The following is a 20,856-nucleotide window of genomic DNA, read 5'->3' on the forward strand; positions in this document are numbered from 1 at the left end:
CGAATCTACCCTGATGCGCCGTCCTGGCCGATGACCCACGGGAACGCCGTTGCGCTGGAACGCGCCCCCTGCGCCGTTTTCGACCGGTTCGGTTCCCCGAGTTCGGCGAGGACCTTCTCCGAAAGCTGTACCAGTGATGCCAATGCGTCGGTCGTGAGCCAGTCCGGGCGCAGCGCGAACAGCAGATCCTCGGTCGAGGTGTTGCCGCTGGCGCCCGGTGCGAACGGGCATCCGCCCAGGCCGCCGAGTGACCCATCCACCATGGATGCGCCGGCGTTGATGGCCGCCAGACTGTTGGCCACGCCCAGGCCCCAGGTGTCATGGCCGTGAAACACGATGCGCCGTTGCGGAGTTGAGGTACGTATCCCCTCAATCAGGTCGTTGACTTGAGTGGGGATGGCCTGCCCGATGGTGTCGCACACCACGATGTCCTCAGCGCCCTGGGTACGCGGATCCGACGCGATCGCCCATACCCGCGATGGGTCGACGAGCCCCTCGAATGGGCAGGTGAAGGCGGTGGCGATGCACAGTTGGATCGACCCGCCGACATCCGTGGCCGTCTGAATCGCCTCGGGCATCGCGGCCACACTGGTTTCGGTGGTGCGGCCGATGTTGGCCTGGTTGTGGGAGTCCGATGCCGACAAGCAGTATTGGAAGCGGCGAGCGCCCATTGCCGCGGCCATGCCCACATGCCGAGGAGTGGCGACCCAGATCCAGCACCTGTCCAGTTCCTCCGGAGTCAAAGCCGCCACCACGTCAAGGGTGTCGGCCAGCGGCGGCACGAGGTCAGGCCTGGCCATCGAGCCGATCTCGAGCGCAGGCACGCCGATCGCCAACAATTCGCGGATCACCTCCACCTTCAATGCGGTGGGCAGCACCTTGGCCGTCAGCTGCAGACCGTCACGTAGCGTGACGTCGCGCAACTCAGCGCGCGGAGTGTACGGGCGTGGTTCCGGAATCGTCATGCGAGAGCTCCGATTTCCTCGTCGTCGAGGCCCAGTAGACCCGACAGGACCTCGTGGGTGTGCGCACCGAGATCGGGCCCGACGGTGCGGATCGGCAGCGATGCGCCGCCGATGACGGGCACAATGCCGGGAAAGCCGACCGACTGTGGTTCGGCCCCGCCGGTGTCGACGTCGAAGTGCTGGATCATGTTTCGCGTCTCGTACTGTGCGTCGTCGCAGATGTCGGCCGCGGTGTAGATCGGCCCGGACGGCACCCCGGCTTCGTCGAGCAGCTTGAGCGCTTCGTCGCGGGTGAGCTGGCTGGACCACTGCGCGATCGCGGCGTCGAGTTCGTCGCGGCGCTGCCAGCGTCCGGCATTGGTCTGCAAAGTCGGGTCCGCGGCGAGATCCGGACGGCCGATCGTGGTCATGTAGCGCTGGTAGATGGCGTCGCCGTTGCCTGCCACGATGATGTTGGCGCCGTCCGCACACGGGTAGGCGTTGCTAGGGGCGATGCCCTCCATCCGCCCGCCCACGCGTTGACGTTTCACGCCATAGGCCAGGTAGTCGGGAACCAGTGATTCCATCACCGACAGGATCGCCTCATTGAGTGCGACGTCGATGACACGTTGCTCCAGAGGCACTTTCGTGCGTTCACGCTGGAACAAGGCCATCACCGTGCCGAAGGCGGCGTAGATGCCTGCGATCGAATCGCCGATCGACACCCCGGTGCGCACCGGTGGCCGGTCAGGATCACCGACGACTTCGCGCAGCCCGCCATAGGCCTCGGCCACGGCGGCGAAACCCGGGCGCTCGGACAGCGGCCCGGTCTGGCCGAACGCCGAGATGCGGGTGATGACGAGGTCCGGGTTCACTTCGTTGAGCTGTTCGGGACCCAGTCCCCACTTTTCGAGTGTGCCGGGCCGGAAGTTCTCCAGCAGCACGTCGCACTGCTTCAGGAGGTCAAGCACGATGGTGCGGCCACGCTCGGTTTTCAGGTCGAGCACGATGGACTTCTTGTTGCGGTTGATGGTGCGGTACAGCATCGAGGTGGTGCCGGCGTACAACCGCCAGTTGCGCAGTTCGTCGCCGGTGACCGGGCGTTCCACCTTGATCACCTCGGCCCCGAAGTCGGCCAGCATACGGCCCGCGGTCGGGGCGGCGATGTAGTTGCCGAGTTCAAGGACCCGCACACCGGCGAGCGGACGGATATCGTTGTCAGTCATAGTCTTTCCAAGTTGTGTCAGAACAGCAGGCTGGCAGGCAGGATCAGCAGGATCGCGACGACAGAGGCCACCGATACACCGACCGTCACGGTCTTGAGTGCGCCACGGGTGGATTGGCCCATCAGCGACTGCAGCAGCCAGAAGGTGTTACTGGTGACGTGCACGGCGAACAGCGATCCTGCACCGGCGGCCAGGGCGATCAGCACCGGGTCCAGACCGATGATCGGGGCGACCGGGGCCAGGATGCCGGCCGAGGTGATCGCGGAGATGGTGACCGAACCGACCGCCACGTGCAGGGCCGCCGCGATGGCCCAGACCATCAAGAGCGGAGCGGCGGTGCTGGCCGTGAAGTATTCACCGAGGATGTCGCCCAGACCGGCCGCCTTGATGGTGGCCGCGAGTGAGCCGCCCACACCGGTGAGGATCAGAATCTGACCGCTCTCTTTGAATCCCGTCGTGATCGCCTTCTCGATCGCCTCCCCACCCAGCGCATAACGCCCGACGAAGCTCGTGCCGACGAGACCGATCAGCAGAGCGATCACCGGCGACGACACGAATTTCACGATGGGATTGTGAATGTCGGCCGCGTCGAGGATCGCACCCGTCGCGATAAGCACCAGCGCGGCCAACATCGGCGCGAACAACACGGCCAGCGGCGTCTGTGTGCGGGCCGGCGTGGCGGTCTTCACGGCCACACCGCCCTCGTCCCCGGATGAAGCACCCTGGCCACCCGTCGGCTCGTCGGTGGTCGTTTCCTCACCGATGAAGGGCTGCTCGTCGCGGTCGGCGTCCCACCAGCCGTGGTTGAACAGGAACGACATGATGGCCACCGAGATCGCGACCGTCGGGACCACCAAGCACAGCCCGAACAGCAGCATCTTGCCCAACGGGACACCGAGCAGTCCGGCCAGGGCGAGTGCGCCCACACCCGGCACCATCAACACGATGCCGCATTCGAGCCCGATCGCCATCGCGACGGACATCCGCGCCGTGCCGTTCTTACCGATCCGCTTCGACAGATTGCGGGCCAGCGGTGCGGAGATGACGAGCAGCACATCGAGGAAGATCGATTGCAGCGCAGTCGCAATCGTCAACGACATGGCATAGGGCATGCGTTTGGGGCCGAACACTCGTAGCAGCGTTTCGACCAGCCGCTGAATGGCGCCGGTCTGCTGCAGGATGGCTCCCATCAGCACACCGAACGCGATCAGCAGTCCGACCTCGGCCATGATCTCGCCGAAACCCGTGGTGATGGCCTCGATGGTGCGCTCGACGCCGAGCCCCACCGCCAGCCCGAGGTAGGCCGACCCGATCACCAGGGACACAACGGGGTTGAACTTGAATCTCACGATCATCACCACCACGGCGAGGATCGCGACCGCGGTATTGATCACCACTGCGGTGTCTGACATGGGCCACTCCCTTGGACGACTCCTGTATGCCCGCGGGTCACATCACAGGCATCGCGCGGTGTGATCTACGGCTCACCCATATTATGAGCAGATACCCACGATATAAACAACCCCGATTTCAGCGGGCGACGACCGGGCATCGCTACGGTGGCATGCGCCTCCCTTTCTGGTTCTGCCTCAGTCCATCCCGTCGGCGAGTGCGGTGATGCCCAGACCAGGGGCATCGGCCAGGACGAGGTGGGCGCCCTCGTACCGTGCGCCGCCGATGACCGGAGATCGCGACATCCACCAGGCCGCGTCGAGGTCGGGGATCGGCGCAGTCTCCGAGACGGTGGCAGCCAGGGCCGCCATCGCCGCGACACCGACGTGGGTCTCCATCATCGAGCCGAAGAGCACCCCGATACCGGCGGCCTCGGCCACTGCCATCAGGTGGCGGGCCGGCCGTAGACCACCGCACTTGGCGAGCTTGATGTTGATCATGTCCACGGCTCGTGTCCCGATCAGCCGCAGCGCGTCGCGCGGTGACCAGACCGCCTCGTCGGCCATGATCGGGAGCGTGACCGCGCGGGTCACCTCGGCGAGTCCCTCAATGTCGCCGGCGGCGACGGGTTGTTCGATGAATTCGACGTTGAGTCCCCGGTCCTCGATGGCACGGATGATTCGGACGGCCTGCTTTGGCGTCCAGCCCTGATTGGCGTCGACCCGGAGAACGGTGGATTCTCCCGCGGCCTCGGCGATCTGGGTGAGCCGGGCCAGATCAGCCTCGCCCCGGCCCAGCTTGACCTTGAGCACGGTGAAGCCCTCGGTACGGCGCCGCTGGGCGGCAGCCCGCATCCGGGAAGGCGTGTCGACGGCGAGGGTGACGTCGGTGGCCACGGACCCTCGGGTGGTGCCCAGCAGTTGGGCGAGCGGCACTCCCCGCCGCCGGGCCGCCAGGTCGTGTAGGGCGCAGTCGACCGCGGAGACGGCTGCTTGGTTGCCGGTGACAGTTGAGGTAAGGGCGTGGACGAGCGGGTCGAGGTCGTCCGGGTCAGCTCCGACGACGGCAGCGGTGAGCGGTCCGGTGACCGCCGCCTCCGCTCCAGCGAGGCTGGTGCCGGTGACCCGCCAGTTCTGGGTCGCCTCACCCCAGCCGCATCTCCCGTCCTCGTCGCGGATCTCGACCAGCAGTGCCTCCACCTCGGAGGTGGAGCGGACTGCGGTCACGAAAGGGGTGTGTAGTGGGACGCGCACACGGTGCGTCGTCACCTCGGTGACAGGCATGGCTAACTCCTCGGTTGCGGTGTCGGCGGGCGTCAGATCGCGGACAGGATCTGGGCCGTGGTGAGGCCGAGGAATGTGCCGAAGAACGCACCGAGCAGCGCGAACAACACGCCCACCGGCACTAGCTGCCGGTTGTAGGCTCCCGCGACCACCGGGGCGGAGGCGACACCCCCGATGTTCGCCGTACTCGCCACCGCGAGGCTGAACAGGTCGGCGTGGGCGAGCTTGGCGTACACGATCATCACCACGACGTGGACCAGCATGACGATGAGTCCGGCGAGCAGGTAAATCGGCGCCGCGGTCAGGGACGAGAAGTCGGAGCCCGAGGCGATGATGCCGATGATGATGTACAGCATCGCCACGGCCATCTCCGAGGAGCCCGGCGTCTTGGCCAGCGGGGTGGTCGCGACTACCAGTCCGAGGACGCTGACGATCAGGATCGTCCAGCTGGTGGCATTGACGACCTCGCCGATCTCCGGCAGGTGCTTGCCCAGCCAGGTCGCCACTGAGGAGATGAAGATGCTGAACCCGAGCAGGGTCATGATCGAGGTGAGGTCGATCGGTCGCGACTGATCGCCGACGGATATGTGCTCGTCCAGGGAGGCGCTCTTGGCCTTGGTCCAACGGTTGAACCGCCCCGAGAAGCCGACGGACCCGAAGATCACCATCAGCCACAGCGAGTAGATAACGGTGTCCACGACCAGGACATACCCGAAGACGTTCTCCGGTGCGTGCACGGCACCCTGGACCGCCACCATGTTTGCGGAGCCACCGGTCCACGACGCCGCGAGCGCTCCGAGCGCCTTGGCCGCGCCGTCATCGAGCATGCCCTGCAGCAACAGGTAGGCGACGATGAAACCCAAGATGATGCTCAACGCCGTGATCGCGTAGGTGAGCAGCAACTTGGGTCCGAGCTTCAGGATCTGCCGAAGATCGCACTTGAAGAGCAGCAGCAGGATCATCGCGGGCAGCAGGGCGCCTTGCACCGAGCCCCCCACCGTGTCGATCGAGTCGGAGTCTGCGAACAGTCCCAGCGTGTTCGACGCCGCGACCCCCAGATACATCAGCACGAAGCCGGGGACATAACGGAAGATGCGGGCGTTACTGCGCTGAGTCGCATAGACGATGATCCCGGCGAGCCCTAGCAGCACGCCGAGAAATAGGAAACCATCTGAGATCATGTGGGGTCGCCACAGCCTTTCTGGCAGTCGGTACCGGTCACCGGCGCGCGACTGGGCGCGCACCGCAGCGATCGGCACGGACGTGCCGATCGGGTGTCGGGCGACTGGGTCTGTGTCGGGTGAGGACCAGGCAATCGACTGGTTGGGACCTGGCGGCTACGTGAGTCCTACGACAGCGCGGTACTTGCCTGCGGCGTTGTGAAGCGCCGTGATCAGAGCGCGTTGCGAGGAGCCGTGATACCGGGTGGTGATCCGCTCCGCCAGGAGCCCCTCCTCCGTGATGCACTCATCGGCGATCAAGCTCTTGACGAATCTGTTCGTCAGGGCCAACGTCGCCGTGCATTCCACATCCAGGATTCGGTGCGTCTCCACCTCGATGACCAGTGCGACGTAGAACATCCCGAACTGTGTGGTGATCGGGTTGTTCGCCGACGCCTTCGCCTCGCCGGTCACGAAGACCGACGGCGGCGCCTTGCTGGACGACATGGACACGGCCGGAAGAGTAGTCGTCTCGGATGTGGTCTTCGACATCGGGTGCGAGTTAGGTCACAGTCATCTCATGGGCTCCTACCCACGATCACCAGGGATAAGTGATGTGTCGGTGCCCACCCGGCGACCCCGTCGCGGGCGAGTGTGAGCGCGGGTCTGCATCACTGTCACCGTGGACACGATGCGGCCTCGCGAATTGCTCTCTCAGTATGGTTGAAAATCGCTTGCTGCGAACGCCATTGGGCAGCTCGCTTGAGTCTTGTGCGATCTGCGGTAGCCGCCAGGCCCGCATCTCGGCGTCAGGATCGACGGGGTCTGCGACCGTGATAGGCGGCGGTGAGCGGAGCGAGTGTCGTGGCGGCAACAGTGAGATGCAATCTGACGTTCGTCACCCGCCGCCGAACATTTAGTCAGCCATCCTAACGTTCACAAATCCGTTCACAACTGGTGGCAAAGATTCCACTAGCCGACGGGGCCCTCGGTAGTCGCGGGTAGGGCATCCAGCGCGGCTGGGGCGCCCTGAGCTGTGTCAAGACAATCGCGCCCTTGACACAGCCCCAGGCGTGGACGACGCACTAATAAGACGATTCGAGCCAGCCGAGAAACTGGGCCCCTATGTCGTCGACCCGCCTCTTAATGGTGTTGCAGATGAGAGTGTTTCACGGGCGTCGGAGTCGTCGTATGTGGATGCTCCGAAATGCTTCGCCCGCCGTAGCCAGTCTAGGTCACACGGAGCAGGAGTTTCCCTGCCAGACGGCCCGATTCGAGGATGCGGTGCGCTTCTTGCACGTCGTCGAACGCGAGCACACGGTCGACGCCGATTGTCAGCGCGCCGCGGTCACGGGCGTCACCGATGTAATTCTTGGCGGCCGCGAGACGATCGGGGAATTCAACTAGTTCGAAAAGGTCGACGAACGAAACCGATTTGCGGTCCAACGACACCAGGGGCACGTCAACACGGGCGGCACGGATATCGGGCGAGGTCTGAGCGCCGTAGCACAGCACGTGGCCGAACTGCGCGGTCGCGTCGATCAACGCAGCCAGCAGTGGCCCGCCCACGGTGTCGTAGACGACCTTGGCGCCGCGCCCGCCCGTGAGTGCAAATATCACGCTTGCGAGGTCTTCGTCGTCGGTAGCGATTGCGTGATCGGCACCCAGGGCGAGGATCTCGGGCTTGCGCGCCGTGGTTCGTGTCGTCGCAACCACCGTGGCGTCGAGGTCGTGTGCGATCTGGATCAGCGCGGTGCCCACCGAGGATGTCCCGGCGGTCACGACCACGGTGTCGCCTGGGGTGATCGGCACTTTGGTAGCGAGGGTGTAGGCCTGGAGACTGGCCATCCACGTTGCGGCTTCCTCCTCGTCGGACCGGTCGTCGGCGACGTGGACGAGGGCGTCGATCGGTACGTCGGCATGCGTGGCGTAGGTGCCGGTGCCCACCGTCGGTGACTGGATCGGCAGGATCGCGACCCGCTCCCCTGTCCGGAAGCCGTCGACCCCTGGTGCAGTCTCAGTGATCGTTCCTACTGCCTCGACACCGAGTGTCGCCGGCAGGGTGGGCTTGATGACGTAGTGGTCCCGGCGAAACAGCGCCTCGAAGCGGTTCAGCCCGATCGTGTGGATCTCGACCCGCACGTGCCCGGGCTGCAGCGTTGAAAGCTGCAACGGCACCATCTCCAGTACCTCGGGTCCACCGAGTCGGGTGAACTGCACCCGCCGCATACCGGAGGCCGCATTGCTCGCAAGTGGTTCATCAATCATCAACGGATTCATTATCTTTCGCTCCAATGAGTCGGTAGTTGCGTGGCCGGCACGGGCTGTGCCGGTGACTGCCTCCTAGCCCGAACCGTCCTACGGTGCCCCTGCCACACAGAACACATTGCCGTCCGGATCGGCGAGGACCACCCACCCGAATTCCGCGTTTACGGCACGCCGACTCACTTCGGTGGCGCCGACGGCGATGAGCCGGGCTACATCGCGCTCCCTATGGTGAGAATGCAGATCAAGGTGCAGCCGGTTCTTCCCTGGCGTCGGGTCGGGCACATTCTGGAATCCCAGCCGCAGACCCTGCGGCGAGGCGACCGTCACGAACTCGCCGGGCGCAGCGATGGACATCTCGCCGGCGATGGCGCCGGCCCACCACCTCGCCAGCCGCTCGGGGTCGATGCAGTCGAAGGTAACCATTGAGATATCGAGCGTGAGAGTTTCGTTGTGCATTGAGTTCTCCATTCGGGTTGTGGTTGTCCAGTGCAACGCGTGTCCGGCACGTCGGTGTACTCGGCGAGCCCAGACCAAGCTCCGCGATTCGAGTTCCCGCGCCAGTGAGGCAGGCTTCAGATGTTGGCGCCGCCGTCGATGACGAGGTCCGAGCCGGTGAGGAACGACGAGTGATCGGAGGCCAAAAATACTGCGCCGGCAGCGATCTCCGTGGCATCGCCGAGTCGCCCGAACGGTGTGGTGATGCTGGCAGCTCCCTCGTCGCCGAGTTCTGCCAGGACATTGCTCATGCCAGGAGTGGAGACCGGTCCGGGGCACAACGCCGAGACACGGATACCGCGGGGGGCCAGTTCGAGTGCCCAGGAGCGGGCGAAGTTGCGGATCGCCGCCTTCGTCGCGGCGTACACACTCATCCCGGGCTGCCCGCTGATCCCGGCGATGGAGGACATCAGCACCACCGACGCACCGTCGGGAAGCAGCGGTAGGGCTTTCTGAACCGTGAACACCAGGCCTTTGACGTTGTCGTCGAAGGTGGTGTCGTAATGCTCCTCGGTGATCTCGGTCAGGCCGATGGGCCGCCCGCTGCCGGCATTGGCGACGAGCACATCGAGGCGGCCGCTGCGTTCGGTGATGGTTGCATACAGCGCGTCGAGGGAGGCGAGGTCGGAGACGTCGCCGACGACGCCGGTGACGTCAGCGCCGGTATCGGACTTGATGTCGGCGACCGCGGCGTCGACCACTTCTTTGCGGCGTCCGGTCAGGTACACCTGGGCGCCTTCCGCGGCGAAGCAGCGGGTGCTCTCCAGGCCGATGCCAGAGCTTCCGCCGGTGATGAGCGCGACCTTGCCGTCGAGTTGCCCCATTGTGTTTCTCCTTCTTCAGTGATCGTGCGATGTGGTGGGTGGTCGAAGAGTTCGGTGGGTGCGGGCTCTCAGCTGAGGTCGATGTGGTCGGCGAGCTGCTTGAGCAGGGGCCGCAGCGTGTCCTCACCCAGACCGGCCAGCAGGGTCCGCGACACCCCACGTTCGGCGAACCGCTGCAGTTGCGCGACGACCCGATCGAGGGCTGCGGTGTCACCGCCGGCCGCGGCGCAGAGTTCGGCGGGGTCACCGGAATACGGCACGGTCACTTCGATACCGGCGGGATCGCGTTGCAGCCGTTCGGCTTCGGCGTTCATGATGTCCAACAGCGGGCTGAGCTGGCGGGGGTCGGTGATGCTGGGGAAGTAACCGTCTCCGATCTCGGCGGCTCGGCGTGCCGATCGATGGGACCGGCCGCCGATGACGATCGGCACGGCGCGGCCGGCCGGTTGGGGCAAGCTGATGGCGTTGTCGAAGTGGGTGTAGGTGTTGTGCACGCTGGCTTTGGTGTCGCGCCACAGGGCGCGCATCGCCTCCACGTAGTCGTCGTGCCGGCGGCCGCGGTCGGCGAACGGGACGCCCACTGCGTCGAACTCCTCGGCGAGCCAGCCCACCCCCACACCCAGCAGTAAACGCCCGTCACTGAGGACATCCAGGGTGGCGGCCTGCTTGGCCAGCACGACCGGATTACGTTGCGGCAGAACAATCACACCGGTGCCGAGCTTGATGCCGCGGGTGACGGCAGCAGCAAAGGCCAGCCAGGTCAGTGGGTCGGCGATCTCAACCTCTTCAGCCCCGCCCATCATCTTGCCGGACTCGTCGTACGGGTATTCGGTTTCGTAGCCCGACGGCATCACAACGTGATCGATGGCCCACAGCGACTCCAGTCCCAGCTCCTGCGCCAGGACGGCAGTGGCACGGGCCTGCGCTGGGCTGGCTCCGGCACCGACATTGACGGCGAACAGTCCCAGTTTCATGACGTGAAACCCTCTGACTTGTCGAATGATTCAAGGTGGCGGCCTGACGGCCGCAAGCTGCGCCCAATCGCGAGCAGAACGATAAGGCGGGAGTTGTCCACAGACCGACCAGTAAATCTTTGTAACTAACCTTGTTACAGGTAACATACGTAACAGAGTTGGTTACAGTCAAGTCGGGGGTCGGGACGACCCCGACGAGGAGCGGAACGGGTACTCGGGATGAGCACGAACAACAGGATGAGTTTGGCGGTGCACGTGCTGACTTGGATCGCCTTCGATCGCCGGGGCTCCGACAAAGAGGTCGGCACCTCGCAACGTATCGCGACCAGCGTCAATACCAACCCGGTGGTGATCCGGCGATCGCTGATCGACCTCCGCGAAGGCGGTCTGGTGGAATCGAGCCGCAGCCGCGGTTGGACGCTGACCCGCGATGCGTCGAAGATCACTCTGCTCGATGTCTACAACGCCGTCGGCGGCGGTGAGATCTTCGGCATGCACGCCTCCCCACCCGATGCCGAATGTTATGTGGGATATGGGATTCAACCTGTCCTCACCCGCGTCTACGAACGAGCCACCGCAGCATTGTGCGAGTCATTGGCCTCCACGACCATCGCCGACATCCTTCGCGACACCATGGCCGAATTCGAAACCGGCACCGGAGCGGAGATCAACTGTGGCCCCTGAGACCTCACCTTCGAACCAGCTCGGTGACTTCCTACGCGCGCAGCGGGCGCGGCTCAGCCCTCACGAGGTCGGCCTGTCCGCCGGCGCGGGCAGACGCGTCCTGGGTCTGCGGCGCGAAGAGGTCGCCGTCCTGTCCGGAGTCAGCGCCGACTACTACGCCCGCCTGGAACAAGGCCGCGAGCGCACCCCCTCCGCCCAGGTCGTCGACGCAATCTGCCGCGCACTGCACCTGACGGCAGACGCGCGAAAGCATGCCTTCCGACTGGCCAAACTCTCCCCCACCTCCGAACGCACCGCCGAGTCCGTCAGCCCGGAGCTGCTGCAGACCATGGCCGCATTCCCCCAGGCGGCCGCCTACGTCACCAACCCGGCCTTCCGGGTTCTGATCGCCAACCCCGCCGCCACCGCCCTGATCACCCCACTGCAGCAACGCGACCCCAACGTCCTGGCAGCACTGTTCCTCGACCCCGCCGCCCAGGACTTCTACCTCAGCTGGGGCGATGTCACCAAAGCCTCGGTCAGCGCCCTGCGCCTGTCCCAAGGCGCGGCTCCAGCCGACCCGGAAGTCGCCGCGCTCATCGCGCGGCTGCACCGCGACAGCACCGACTTCCGTCAGCTGTGGGACGACCACGCCGTGGCCGGACTCACCGTGACGCAGAAAAGAATCCGCCACCCCGATGTCGGGCTGCTGGAGCTGAGCTACCAGACCTTCGATGTCCGAAGCAGCCCCGGCCAGCAACTGACAGTGGCCACCGCGGCACCCGGATCACCGAGCGCCGACGCGTTGGCCCTGCTGGGAGCACTCGACGCCACCCGCCGCCACGAACGCATCTAGCACCTCCCCGATTGATTCCTAGGTGCAGCGCACCCAGGAAGACGCGCCCTTCCCCAGCAGTGACGACGCCGGTTGACTCGGGGTCACCACCACTTCTGGAAAGGCACACCATGAGCATCGCCCTGATCACCGGAGGCAGCCGCACCGAACTCGGCGGCGGCCTCAACGACGAATTCGAAGCCCTACTCGCCGCCCAAACCGCACTCGGGCGCGTGGGCGAACCCGAGGAGGTCGGCACCGCCGTGGCCAGCCGCCTGGCCGACGACAACCGCTGGGTCAACGCCCAAAACATCGAAGTCGCCGGCGGCTTCAACATCTAACCGGGGAAAGAGACCACCATGCTGGACCACATCTTCCTGTCGGTGAGCGATCTGGATCGCTCCATCGCCTTCTACACCGCAGCACTCGCACCTCTGGGCATCACCACCCGCCTGGACTACGACGGCAAGGACGGCCCACCAGGGCACCCCGACCTCAAAGGTTTCGGCGCCCACGGACGGATGATCTTCTGGCTGCGTGGCGGAACCGTCGACAGCCGCGCCGCCCATGTGGGATTCGTCGCCGACAGCACAGCACAGGTTGATACCGCCTATACCGCCGCCCTTGCCGCCGGCGCCTTCGACAACGGGCGGCCCGGGACGCGTCCGCACTACGACCCGCGGTACTACGCCGCCAATGTGCTCGACCCCGACGGCTACAGCCTCGAATTCGTCTACAAGAGTTGGCAGCACTGACCATGCCTGCTCTGATGATCTACGGAGCCACCGGCTACACCGGCCGAATGGCCGCCGAACACGCCGCTGCAGCCGGACTCGATCTCGTCCTGGGCGGGCGCGACCACACCCGGCTGAAAGCGCTGGCCCACGAACTCGGGGCCAACCATCGAACGTTCGACCTCGATAACGACGACGCAATCGACACTGCGCTGTCGGACATTGCCGTCGTCCTCAACTGCGCCGGGCCGTTCATGCGAACCGCGACACCACTCATGGAAGCCGCGATCCGCACACACACCCACTACCTCGACGTCGCAGCCGAACTTGACAGCTACCAGTTGGCCGAGGAACTCGACTCGACCGCCCGTGACGCCGGAGTCATGCTGCTTCCCGGAAGTGGTGGCAGCGTCGCCATGCTTGGCTGCCTGGCCGGTCACGCCGCACAACGCGTCAACGACCCCCAGCACGTGCACATCGCGCTGCATGTCGCCGGATCGATGTCACGGGGCTCGGCTATCAGCGCCGCCCAGAATCTCACCACCGACTGCCTGCAACGCCTCGACGGTCAACTCGTGGCCCGCGACCCCGACGACTCACGCACCTTCGACTTCGGGTGCGGACCGACAGCCTGCTCTGCGACAACGCTTCCCGACCTGGTAACGATCTGGCGGGCAACGGCTATCCCTCATATCGAGACCTTCGTGTACGTCTCCGGAGATGCCTTCCCACAAGGTGACCTCGCTACCCTTCCCGAAGGCCCCTCAGCCGAGCAGCGGACGGCCAACCGCTACCACGCCGCCGTCGAAGTCACCGGCGCCGACGGCACAGTGGCTCGCTCGGTCCTCGACACAGTGAACGGATACACCTTCACCCCCCTTGCCGCCGCCGAAGCCGCCCGACGAGTTCTCCGCGGTGACCATCGCCCCGGATTCCACACTCCCGCAGCGCTATTCGGCACCTCCTTCGCCGATACCATCGCCGACACCCGAATCACGGACCTGTAAGCCGACGCCCGGCGCCGCAGTCTTCGCGAAAGCTGGCGAGCCGCCGCTATGTCGGGGAGTTGTTCGGTAAAAATCACATCGAGGTACGGAAGTCGATCGACGACCGCCATTCACGAATGAGCCTGCGCAGCGTCCCAGAACGCCTCCCTAGCCATCTGTTCGAAATGCTCGGCATGGTCGGACATTCGATCCGTCTGGTTTTCCGACCTAGCCGCGGCTAAGTTGCCTACCCGTTCTGAATCGTTTCTACGGCCCAGTAGGAGCTTCGCATTCGAACCCCTTCCGTAGCGACCTCCGCGTTTATCCCTGACCCGAAGAGATCACCGTCGACCCGAACGGAGTACCGAAATCGACGTGTCGCTGCAGGCTAGATGGGCTCGCGATAGCCGTAGAACTCGTGATCTTCGTTGTAGCCGCCTTGGCCTGCTCCCAGGTGTGCGAAGGAGTCGACGAATTCGATCGCTTCGATCCACTTCACTTGCTTGAAGCCGAGTTCGCGTTCGTTGCGTAACCGCAGCGGCGCGCCGTGCAGTTCGTTGAGTGGCTCACCGTTCATTTCGTAGGCCAGAAGTGTCAGTGGGTGCTGCATGTGGGTAATGTTGTGCGCGTCGTAGTACCGACCGCCTTCTGCGCCCTCGGCGAACGAGTAGAAGATCACCCACTTTGCCTGCGGCAGAGGACGTACCAGTTCGATAATCCGTTTCATCGGGACACCGCCCCATTTGGCGATTCCCGACCAGCCCTGGATGCAGTAGTGCTGGGTGATCTGGTCCTGCTTGGGTATGGCCTTGAGCTCCGCGTAGGTCAGCGTTACTGGACTCTCCACCAGCCCGTCGATGCGGAGCGCATAGTCACCAAACCCATTGTTGCGTAACTCCTTATAGGCCCGGCTGGTGGGCAACGTGCCGTTGGGCCAGAAGTAGGGAGAGATGTCCTTCTCGGTGTAGGTGGCGCGTGGGTCACTCCACTCCAGCAAGGATTTCGCTCCGCCGACGAGGCGTCTACCGGTGCGCTGCACCAGTCGGGGATATCGCAGCGTCAGCGGTGACGCGGCGCACCAGGCGGCGATGACGACGGTCATCCACGCGACGTAGAGCCATAAGCCGGTCCACGTCGCGGTGTTCAGGCCGGTGGTGATGTGGTTGAGGTTCACCAGGAGGCCGGTCATGAAGACCATTGCGGTGTGCACGAGGATGAACATGACGAAGTAGAGCAGCACCCCGAAGTGGATCGACCGCGCCATCTGACGGTTGAGCCGTCCCGCTCCGAGTCCGAATCTGGCCGCGATCGCCGGTGCCTGCAACAGCCCGGTGACGAAGGCCAACGGGCCGGCGATGAAGACGGTGGTGAAGTAGGCCAGATTCTGCAGGCCGTTGTACTGCGTCCAGCCCTGGTTCGTCGGGAAGTCCAGCGACAGGTACTGCAGACCCGCCGACAACGCGTTCGGGAAAACATCCAAGTCCCGGGGCACCAACCGCTCCCACTGCCCGGTGCTGAACAACAGGACGTAGAAAACCACACCGAGCAGTACCCACAGCATGTCGAAGCTGAAATGCCACCATCTCGCCAGTCCGATCGAGTGCCGAATCCCGGGCAGCCCCAGCCAGCCAGGCAAGGTCAGGGTGTCATCTCTGGCCGACCATGCCTGCTCTGGCGGATCCTGAACCATCCGGGCTGCCGGAACGGGTCCTCGAAGCCGAAGCCATTCACGGCCGGGCCGGGACCCCGCATCGGTCTGCAAGCGCGGGTGCTCGGCCAGAATCTGCAGTCCCGACCGAATGATGAACGCCATAAACAGCAGGTTCAGAAAGTGCAGTATCCGTAGCCAGCCGGGGAACCCGGTGTCCACCGGAGGTTGGAATGCGCCTGCGCCCGGGTAGGTTTCGATGAAGTGGACGACCATTGGGTAGGTCCGCAGCTGCTGGGCAACGGCGACGCCGACGACGAGGACGGCCAACCCAATGGGCACGATCCACAGCGTGCTGACCCAGCGCTTCCCGATCCGCAACTCGGGAATGCGAGCCAGCACCGGTGGGACCAGCTTGGACCACTCCTGCGCACCTATGCGGTCGCCGGCCGGGGTGAGTTCGTCACGAAGCGGATCAGCGTGCTTGGTGGAAGCGTCAGAAGGTGTCGTCGTCGAATGCGTCCGTGCGTTGGTGAGGGGTATTTTCTTCATCGTTTCCGGTTCCTGACTAGTCAGCGCTGGGAACGTAAGGGAACCGTTGCGACGGTTTGGCAGTCACAGACTCGGGTCCGGGCGTTCCTACGGTGATGGGACATCTGGTCTCCTTCGGTGGGTGGCCTCGGCAGGAACCGCATCAGTTGCACCACGCCGGATGCGTCAGGTCCAGGTAGGCCGCGACCCGTGCTGCAGCTACACCGGTTGCCGTTCAGTCATTTTCGGATCTCACAACCTCGATGACGGGGATTAGTCGCTTCGTGTTGCGCTGGTGTTCGGCGAACTGTGGCTCGAGGGCGCTTTGGCGCGCGTAGATGTCATCGCGTTCAGCGCCGGTGACAACCCGCGCGGTTGCGGGGAACGTTTCGGTGCCCAACTCCACGGTGATCTGCGGGTGGGCGAGAAGATTTCCGTACCAGTGCGGGTTCTCATCGGATCCGCCCTTGCTGGCGAAGACGAAGATGCGCCCATCCTGCAACAGCGGAACCAGAGGCGCGACGCGTTCGATACCCGATTTCACACCGATGTGGTGGACGAGCACCAGCGGCATGCCCTCGAACACTCCGCCGGCCTTGCCTCCCGTGTTGCGGAATTCGCGGATGACAGTGCGATTCATCTCGTCGAAGTCGTAGGTCTGCGTCATCAATTCTCCTCACTCGGCTGGGTACCTGTTCGTCAGCTCAGAAGGCGGGGTTCACTGCGTTGATGCCAGGCTGATGGTGCCGGAGGAGGTCCGCCACCCACGACGGCGCAGTCGCCTTGGCTGGTTGGCGGAGAGCCTGCTCGACGACGAGCGTCTGCAGGATCTCCTCTATCTGCGTACGCGGATACCGACCTTCGGCGTCGGCGATGCTGTCGGTGAAGCGGGCGCGTACTTCTTTGGACCCGAACTCGATCTCGACGCCGCGACGCAGATAGTGGGCGATGGGTCCGCGGCGTTCGGGTATTCCAGGTGTGGTGTGCAGAGCTATCGCCTCCCAAACGCGGTCGGCCATCGCGGCGTTCCATCCACGTTGCAGCAGAAAGGAGGCGGCTGCGTCGGCGCCCTCGACTTCGAACCGGGCAGGTCCGTTATACGGTTCGGCTGTCCCGGCATCGTGGAACAGCGCTGCGATGCACAGCGATTCGACATCGAGATCGGCTACGCCGTCACGACGTGCTGCTTCCCGCCCCAGCAGGAAGGTGCGGACGCTGTGGTTGTAGACCTGCGGATGCAGGGTGACACCAAGATGTGCGACGGCTTCGCCAACAAGGCTGGAATCCAACGGCGATTCGAGTGATGTCATGACAACTCGCAGGTCAGGGTCAGTCGAAGGTGAGGACGATGCGGCCGCGGATACCGCCGGCTTCCAGTGCGCGATGCGCCTCGGCCGCTTCTGTCGCGGGGTACGTTCGGGCGACCCGTAGAGTCAGCTCGCCGTTCTCGGCGAGCACTCTGAGTTCGTCGAGCTTGTCCTTGCGATGGGTGTATTCAGGCACGAACACGTCGCGTACCGTGATCCCGCGATTCTCGCCCAGCCCTGCTCCCCCGGCGAGTTCCCACATCCGGACTGCCGCGATCTGGCCGCCGTCGCGGAGGGCCGGAACCACCTGCGCCCCTTGTAGCGATGCATCTACCACCGCGTCGACACCGCCGGGCCACCACTGCCGGATACGTAGTCCCACATCAGGTCCGCGGGGAACGATTTGGTCAGCGCCCAGCGCAGCCACCAAGTTTTCGTCTGCAGGCGCGGCGTCGGCGATGACGCGGAGCCCGTCGGCTTTCGCCAGCTGGATGGCATAGCCTCCCACCGCCCCGGCCGCCCCCGTGACCGCCACTGTCTCGCCCGGGTGAAGGTGCAGCACGTCGAGGGCACGGCGGGCGGTGAGGCCGTTCATCGGTAGCGTGGCAGCCTTGATGTGAGTGATACCCGCAGGAGCGGGGGCAGCCTGATCGGCGTCGACGGCCAGGTACTCGGCGTACGCGCCGCCGGTGGCGTCGATCGGCATGACGATGGTCATCACCCGGTTCCCTACCTGCAGGTCCGTCCGCGCGTCTCGGCCGATCTCGTCGACGATGCCCGCGGCTTCCATGCCCGGAATGTAGGGCGGTCGCAGCGGACCGGACCTCAGCAGCTCGTCGAGGTCGCCGCGGCGCAGCAACGTGTCTCCCGGGTTAACAGTTGCGGCGTGAACACGTATGCGGATCTGACCGGGCCCGGCAGTAGGGCGCGGGATGTTCACCAACTTGAGGACAGCGGGGCCGCCGTACTCTGTGACGCCCACGGCCCTCATCGTCGGCGCAGTCATAATCCCAGATCGCTGAGACCGGGATGGTCCTCGGGGCGGGAACCCGCGCTGTCCCAACAAAATAGCCGCTCAGCGTCGGTGATCACGAGGTCGTTGATGCTGGCGTGTCGGGTCTTCATCAGCCCGTCGCCGTCGAACTCCCAGTTCTCGTTGCCGTAAGCGCGGAACCACTGGCCGTCTGCGTCGTGATACTCGTAGGCGAAGCGCACCGCGATCCGCTCGTCGCCGTAGGCCCACAGTTCCTTGATCAGCCGGTAGTCCAGCTCGCGTGCCCACTTGCCGGTGAGGAACTCGACGATCTGATCGCGGCCCTGCACGAAGGTCGAGCGGTTACGCCACCAGCTGTCGGGGCTGTAACCCAACGCGACGCGTGCCGGGTCGCGGGTGTTCCAAAGGTTCTCGCCGCCGCGGACTTTCGCCGTCGCGGTTTCCTGGTTGAACGGAGGCACCAGTGCCGAAGGGGTCATCTCAGCTCTCGATTCTGCTAGGACTGCAGGAACGCAAGTAGGTCCGCGTTAACGGTGTCGGCGTGGGTGGTCGGCATGCCATGCGGAAAACCTGTGTACGTCTTCAGCGTGCCGTTCTTCAGCAACGCGGCGGACTTCGGCCCCGCAGCGGCATAAGGCACCACTTGATCGTCTTCGCTGTGCATGACCATCGTCGGGATGGTGATCTTCTTGAGGTCGTCGGTGAAGTCGGTTTGCGACCATGCGACGATCTCGTCGTAGTGCGCCTTGGCGCCGCCCATCATGCCTTGGCGCCACCAATTTTCGATCAGTGCCTCGGAAGAGTCCACACCGGCCTTGTCGAAGTTGTAGAACGGGCCTGACGGTACTGCCCGGAAGAACTCCGAGCGGTTGGCCGCCAGTTGCGCCTGCAGGTCGTCGAAGACCGACTTGGGTTGACCTTCGGGATTGGCTTCGGTTTGCACCATCAAAGGCGGCACGGCGGAGATCAACGCGGCTTTGACGGCGCCGCCCTCGCCGTGGCGGGCGAGATAGCGGGTCACCTCCCCGCCTCCGCAGGAGTGCCCGACGTGGATGGCACCGTGTAGGCCGAGTTGCTCCACCAGCGAGCGCAGATCGTCGGCGTAGTGGTCCATGTCGTGGCCATCACCGACCTGCGCGGAGCGCCCGTGTCCGCGGCGGTCGTGGGCGATGACGCGGTATCCGTGCTGCAGGAAGAACAGCATCTGGTTGTCCCAGTCATCAGAACTCAGCGGCCAGCCATGGCTGAAGACGATCGGCTGGCCCGTGCCCCAGTCCTTGTAGAAGATTTCCACATTGTCGGTGGTCGTGATCGTGGGCATGTCGACTCCTCAGGCTTGTCCGGGCATCAGTAGGGGCTTGTCTTTGCGCATGGCCGCGACGGTGTCCGCGTCGAGGTTTAACGTGGCCGCGACGACCGAGTGCGGTGTCAGTCCCAGCCATTGGTTGGCCGAGAAGTCCTCGAAGTGGTCGCTGCGGAACAACTCGAGCATCTGTACCGGTTCGTCGCCCACGCATTCGAAGTAGTGCCCCATAGCGCGGGGAACGTAGCCGACGTCGCCGGGGTAGAAGTCGAAAGTCCTTGCCTTGCCGCTGGATCCGAATACCGTCATGCGGGCGTGTCCGGATAGCCAGTACTGCCACTCGTCGTTGTTGGGGTGCCAGTGCATTTCACGCAGCGCACCCGGGTGTAATTCGACCCAGGCCGCGGCAATCGTCGAGGCCGACGGGAAGTTCTTCGAGTCGGTGATGCGCACACTGCCGCCGGGGACTTCAATCGGGTCCTGGGCCAGCATTCGATGCGTCATGCGTTCTGCGGTGCCGGCCGGCGACTGAGCCGCTTCGATATCGGTGACCAGTGCGCCCGGGACCTCGCCAGGGAAGATGTAGCGACTGTGCTCGATTTCGCCTGCAGCGGGGATGTTGTCGAATGCCGTCTCCGGAACGGCGAAGTTCTTGGCCAGTACGCGCTTTGGTGTGTGGGCGAACCAGTCGGTGACCAGGAAGGTCTCGTTCTCGGAGAAGTTTCCGTCATCGAAGACCAGCAGGAACTCGCAATCTTCCAGCGCCTGAATGGAATGCGGAAACCCGGATCGGAAGTTCCACAAGTCGCCGCGGCCTACGTCGTCGATGAAGCTACGGCCCTGCTGGTCCATGGCGGCGATGCGGGCGCTACCGGCGAGCATGAACGCCCATTCAGCTTCCCGGTGCCAATGCAGCTCGCGGTACGCACCGGCCTTGAGCCTCATGTTGACTCCCGCCAGCGTGGTGGCCACCGGCAGATCCCGCGCGGTCACCTCCCGCGCCCACCCGCCGCGCAGCAATCGGTTATGTGCGGCGGCGAAGGAGAATTTGAGATTCGGCATGCTGCCCGAGTCGGTGCCCGGTGCGCCTGGGTTCTGCACGCCGACCGGCACGTTGTCGGGGCCGAGCACGGTGGCGCCCAGTTCGCCGGTGATCGTGGGAACCATGCTCTGGCCCTCGGATGCGTTGCCGTTCATCGATGCGTGGACTGGCGGAGTGGTCATTGTGGCGATCTCCCTCGATTCCGGGCACCGGGGAGAACAGTTATGCGGTGCCTCGGTGTTTGACC

General features: G+C 64.7%; 22 protein-coding genes. 5 read left to right on the forward strand and 17 right to left on the reverse strand.

Features of this window, described 5'->3' with window-relative positions; all coding sequences use genetic code 11:
* Positions 1–5: 5 nt before the first annotated feature.
* From M1247_RS17650 to M1247_RS17695, 10 genes are all read right to left on the reverse strand, one after another.
* The gene (locus M1247_RS17650; RefSeq protein WP_317157660.1) at positions 6–965 is read right to left on the reverse strand and encodes a hydroxymethylglutaryl-CoA lyase-like TIM-barrel protein; all 960 of its coding nucleotides are present in this window, start codon (positions 963–965) and stop codon (positions 6–8) included.
* Positions 962–2,170, reverse strand: coding sequence for a CaiB/BaiF CoA transferase family protein (locus M1247_RS17655; RefSeq protein WP_317157661.1), 1,209 nt, complete (start codon positions 2,168–2,170; stop codon positions 962–964). The genes M1247_RS17650 and M1247_RS17655 overlap by 4 nt, the downstream gene beginning before the upstream one ends.
* A 17-nt stretch (positions 2,171–2,187) precedes the next feature.
* The gene (locus M1247_RS17660; protein ID WP_317157662.1) at positions 2,188–3,582 is read right to left on the reverse strand and encodes a GntP family permease; all 1,395 of its coding nucleotides are present in this window, start codon (positions 3,580–3,582) and stop codon (positions 2,188–2,190) included.
* A 177-nt stretch (positions 3,583–3,759) separates the two neighbouring features.
* Positions 3,760–4,845 (reverse strand): mandelate racemase/muconate lactonizing enzyme family protein, encoded by a 1,086-nt coding sequence (locus M1247_RS17665; RefSeq protein WP_317157663.1) that lies wholly within the window; start codon positions 4,843–4,845, stop codon positions 3,760–3,762.
* Positions 4,846–4,877: 32 nt separating this feature from the next.
* Positions 4,878–6,026 carry a DUF819 family protein gene (locus M1247_RS17670; protein ID WP_317157664.1) on the reverse strand — a complete coding sequence of 383 codons (1,149 nt, stop codon included), beginning with the start codon at positions 6,024–6,026 and terminating at the stop codon, positions 4,878–4,880.
* Between the two features lie 156 nt (positions 6,027–6,182).
* Entirely contained in the window at positions 6,183–6,512 is a 330-nt protein-coding gene (locus M1247_RS17675; protein ID WP_317157892.1) for a DUF3870 domain-containing protein, read from the reverse strand.
* Positions 6,513–7,235: 723 nt separating this feature from the next.
* Positions 7,236–8,273: a zinc-binding dehydrogenase gene (locus tag M1247_RS17680; protein WP_317157665.1), complete on the reverse strand. Its 1,038-nt coding sequence runs from the start codon at positions 8,271–8,273 to the stop codon at positions 7,236–7,238.
* A gap of 90 nt (positions 8,274–8,363) precedes the next feature.
* Positions 8,364–8,729 carry a VOC family protein gene (locus M1247_RS17685; RefSeq protein ID WP_317157666.1) on the reverse strand — a complete coding sequence of 122 codons (366 nt, stop codon included), beginning with the start codon at positions 8,727–8,729 and terminating at the stop codon, positions 8,364–8,366.
* A 116-nt stretch (positions 8,730–8,845) separates the two neighbouring features.
* Positions 8,846–9,592, reverse strand: coding sequence for an SDR family NAD(P)-dependent oxidoreductase (locus tag M1247_RS17690; RefSeq protein ID WP_317157667.1), 747 nt, complete (start codon positions 9,590–9,592; stop codon positions 8,846–8,848).
* A 68-nt stretch (positions 9,593–9,660) separates the two neighbouring features.
* Positions 9,661–10,566, reverse strand: a complete 906-nt coding sequence (locus M1247_RS17695) for an LLM class F420-dependent oxidoreductase (protein ID WP_317157668.1) — start codon at positions 10,564–10,566, stop codon at positions 9,661–9,663.
* A 219-nt stretch (positions 10,567–10,785) separates the two neighbouring features.
* Between M1247_RS17695 and M1247_RS17700 the strand changes: the two genes are divergently transcribed.
* The 5 genes from M1247_RS17700 to M1247_RS17720 all read left to right on the forward strand — a co-directional run bounded on the left by M1247_RS17700 (position 10,786) and on the right by M1247_RS17720 (position 13,805).
* A complete protein-coding gene (locus M1247_RS17700; protein WP_317157669.1) occupies positions 10,786–11,250 on the forward strand; it encodes an Rrf2 family transcriptional regulator in 465 nt (154 codons plus the stop codon).
* Positions 11,240–12,085: a helix-turn-helix transcriptional regulator gene (locus M1247_RS17705; protein ID WP_317157670.1), complete on the forward strand. Its 846-nt coding sequence runs from the start codon at positions 11,240–11,242 to the stop codon at positions 12,083–12,085. Before M1247_RS17700 ends, M1247_RS17705 begins: the two co-directional genes overlap by 11 nt.
* Before the next feature lie 110 nt (positions 12,086–12,195).
* Positions 12,196–12,405, forward strand: coding sequence for an SDR family oxidoreductase (locus tag M1247_RS17710; protein ID WP_317157671.1), 210 nt, complete (start codon positions 12,196–12,198; stop codon positions 12,403–12,405).
* 18 nt (positions 12,406–12,423) lie between these two features.
* On the forward strand, positions 12,424–12,819 hold the full coding sequence (locus tag M1247_RS17715) for a VOC family protein (RefSeq protein ID WP_317157672.1): 396 nt from the start codon (positions 12,424–12,426) through the stop codon (positions 12,817–12,819).
* Between the two features lie 2 nt (positions 12,820–12,821).
* A complete protein-coding gene (locus M1247_RS17720) occupies positions 12,822–13,805 on the forward strand; it encodes a saccharopine dehydrogenase family protein (RefSeq protein WP_317157673.1) in 984 nt (327 codons plus the stop codon).
* A 367-nt stretch (positions 13,806–14,172) separates the two neighbouring features.
* Here the strand turns inward: M1247_RS17720 and M1247_RS17725 are convergent, their stop codons facing one another.
* From M1247_RS17725 to M1247_RS17755, 7 genes are all read right to left on the reverse strand, one after another.
* Positions 14,173–15,984 (reverse strand): molybdopterin-dependent oxidoreductase, encoded by a 1,812-nt coding sequence (locus M1247_RS17725; RefSeq protein ID WP_317157674.1) that lies wholly within the window; start codon positions 15,982–15,984, stop codon positions 14,173–14,175.
* Between the two features lie 214 nt (positions 15,985–16,198).
* Positions 16,199–16,630: a nitroreductase/quinone reductase family protein gene (locus M1247_RS17730; protein ID WP_317157675.1), complete on the reverse strand. Its 432-nt coding sequence runs from the start codon at positions 16,628–16,630 to the stop codon at positions 16,199–16,201.
* Between the two features lie 37 nt (positions 16,631–16,667).
* On the reverse strand, positions 16,668–17,273 hold the full coding sequence (locus M1247_RS17735) for an HD domain-containing protein (protein ID WP_317157676.1): 606 nt from the start codon (positions 17,271–17,273) through the stop codon (positions 16,668–16,670).
* A 19-nt stretch (positions 17,274–17,292) separates the two neighbouring features.
* Positions 17,293–18,261, reverse strand: a complete 969-nt coding sequence (locus M1247_RS17740) for an NADP-dependent oxidoreductase (RefSeq protein WP_317157893.1) — start codon at positions 18,259–18,261, stop codon at positions 17,293–17,295.
* Between the two features lie 11 nt (positions 18,262–18,272).
* Positions 18,273–18,743 (reverse strand): nuclear transport factor 2 family protein, encoded by a 471-nt coding sequence (locus M1247_RS17745; RefSeq protein WP_317157677.1) that lies wholly within the window; start codon positions 18,741–18,743, stop codon positions 18,273–18,275.
* 17 nt (positions 18,744–18,760) lie between these two features.
* Positions 18,761–19,585 carry an alpha/beta fold hydrolase gene (locus M1247_RS17750; RefSeq protein WP_317157678.1) on the reverse strand — a complete coding sequence of 275 codons (825 nt, stop codon included), beginning with the start codon at positions 19,583–19,585 and terminating at the stop codon, positions 18,761–18,763.
* Positions 19,586–19,594: 9 nt separating this feature from the next.
* On the reverse strand, positions 19,595–20,791 hold the full coding sequence (locus tag M1247_RS17755) for a cupin domain-containing protein (protein ID WP_317157679.1): 1,197 nt from the start codon (positions 20,789–20,791) through the stop codon (positions 19,595–19,597).
* Positions 20,792–20,856 lie beyond the last annotated feature (65 nt).

The organism is Mycobacterium appelbergii (assembly GCF_032883035.1).
GTDB lineage: Bacteria > Actinomycetota > Actinomycetes > Mycobacteriales > Mycobacteriaceae > Mycobacterium > Mycobacterium appelbergii.

Excerpts from the sequence above, each read along its gene's own strand:
- M1247_RS17715 (WP_317157672.1), top strand. The coding sequence starts at position 12,424 with ATGCTGGACCACATCTTCCTGTCGGTGAGCGATCTGGATCGCTCCATC.
- M1247_RS17735 (WP_317157676.1), bottom strand. The coding sequence starts at position 17,273 with ATGACATCACTCGAATCGCCGTTGGATTCCAGCCTTGTTGGCGAAGCC.
- M1247_RS17740 (WP_317157893.1), bottom strand. The coding sequence starts at position 18,261 with ATGAGGGCCGTGGGCGTCACAGAGTACGGCGGCCCCGCTGTCCTCAAG.
- M1247_RS17660 (WP_317157662.1), bottom strand. The coding sequence starts at position 3,582 with ATGTCAGACACCGCAGTGGTGATCAATACCGCGGTCGCGATCCTCGCC.
- M1247_RS17725 (WP_317157674.1), bottom strand. The coding sequence starts at position 15,984 with ATGAAGAAAATACCCCTCACCAACGCACGGACGCATTCGACGACGACA.
- M1247_RS17670 (WP_317157664.1), bottom strand. The coding sequence starts at position 6,026 with ATGATCTCAGATGGTTTCCTATTTCTCGGCGTGCTGCTAGGGCTCGCC.
- M1247_RS17720 (WP_317157673.1), top strand. The coding sequence starts at position 12,822 with ATGCCTGCTCTGATGATCTACGGAGCCACCGGCTACACCGGCCGAATG.
- M1247_RS17750 (WP_317157678.1), bottom strand. The coding sequence starts at position 19,585 with ATGCCCACGATCACGACCACCGACAATGTGGAAATCTTCTACAAGGAC.
- M1247_RS17700 (WP_317157669.1), top strand. The coding sequence starts at position 10,786 with ATGAGCACGAACAACAGGATGAGTTTGGCGGTGCACGTGCTGACTTGG.
- M1247_RS17755 (WP_317157679.1), bottom strand. The coding sequence starts at position 20,791 with ATGACCACTCCGCCAGTCCACGCATCGATGAACGGCAACGCATCCGAG.
- M1247_RS17675 (WP_317157892.1), bottom strand. The coding sequence starts at position 6,512 with ATGTCGTCCAGCAAGGCGCCGCCGTCGGTCTTCGTGACCGGCGAGGCG.
- M1247_RS17655 (WP_317157661.1), bottom strand. The coding sequence starts at position 2,170 with ATGACTGACAACGATATCCGTCCGCTCGCCGGTGTGCGGGTCCTTGAA.
- M1247_RS17730 (WP_317157675.1), bottom strand. The coding sequence starts at position 16,630 with ATGACGCAGACCTACGACTTCGACGAGATGAATCGCACTGTCATCCGC.
- M1247_RS17745 (WP_317157677.1), bottom strand. The coding sequence starts at position 18,743 with ATGACCCCTTCGGCACTGGTGCCTCCGTTCAACCAGGAAACCGCGACG.
- M1247_RS17710 (WP_317157671.1), top strand. The coding sequence starts at position 12,196 with ATGAGCATCGCCCTGATCACCGGAGGCAGCCGCACCGAACTCGGCGGC.
- M1247_RS17695 (WP_317157668.1), bottom strand. The coding sequence starts at position 10,566 with ATGAAACTGGGACTGTTCGCCGTCAATGTCGGTGCCGGAGCCAGCCCA.
- M1247_RS17680 (WP_317157665.1), bottom strand. The coding sequence starts at position 8,273 with ATGATTGATGAACCACTTGCGAGCAATGCGGCCTCCGGTATGCGGCGG.
- M1247_RS17650 (WP_317157660.1), bottom strand. The coding sequence starts at position 965 with ATGACGATTCCGGAACCACGCCCGTACACTCCGCGCGCTGAGTTGCGC.
- M1247_RS17690 (WP_317157667.1), bottom strand. The coding sequence starts at position 9,592 with ATGGGGCAACTCGACGGCAAGGTCGCGCTCATCACCGGCGGAAGCTCT.
- M1247_RS17685 (WP_317157666.1), bottom strand. The coding sequence starts at position 8,729 with ATGCACAACGAAACTCTCACGCTCGATATCTCAATGGTTACCTTCGAC.
- M1247_RS17665 (WP_317157663.1), bottom strand. The coding sequence starts at position 4,845 with ATGCCTGTCACCGAGGTGACGACGCACCGTGTGCGCGTCCCACTACAC.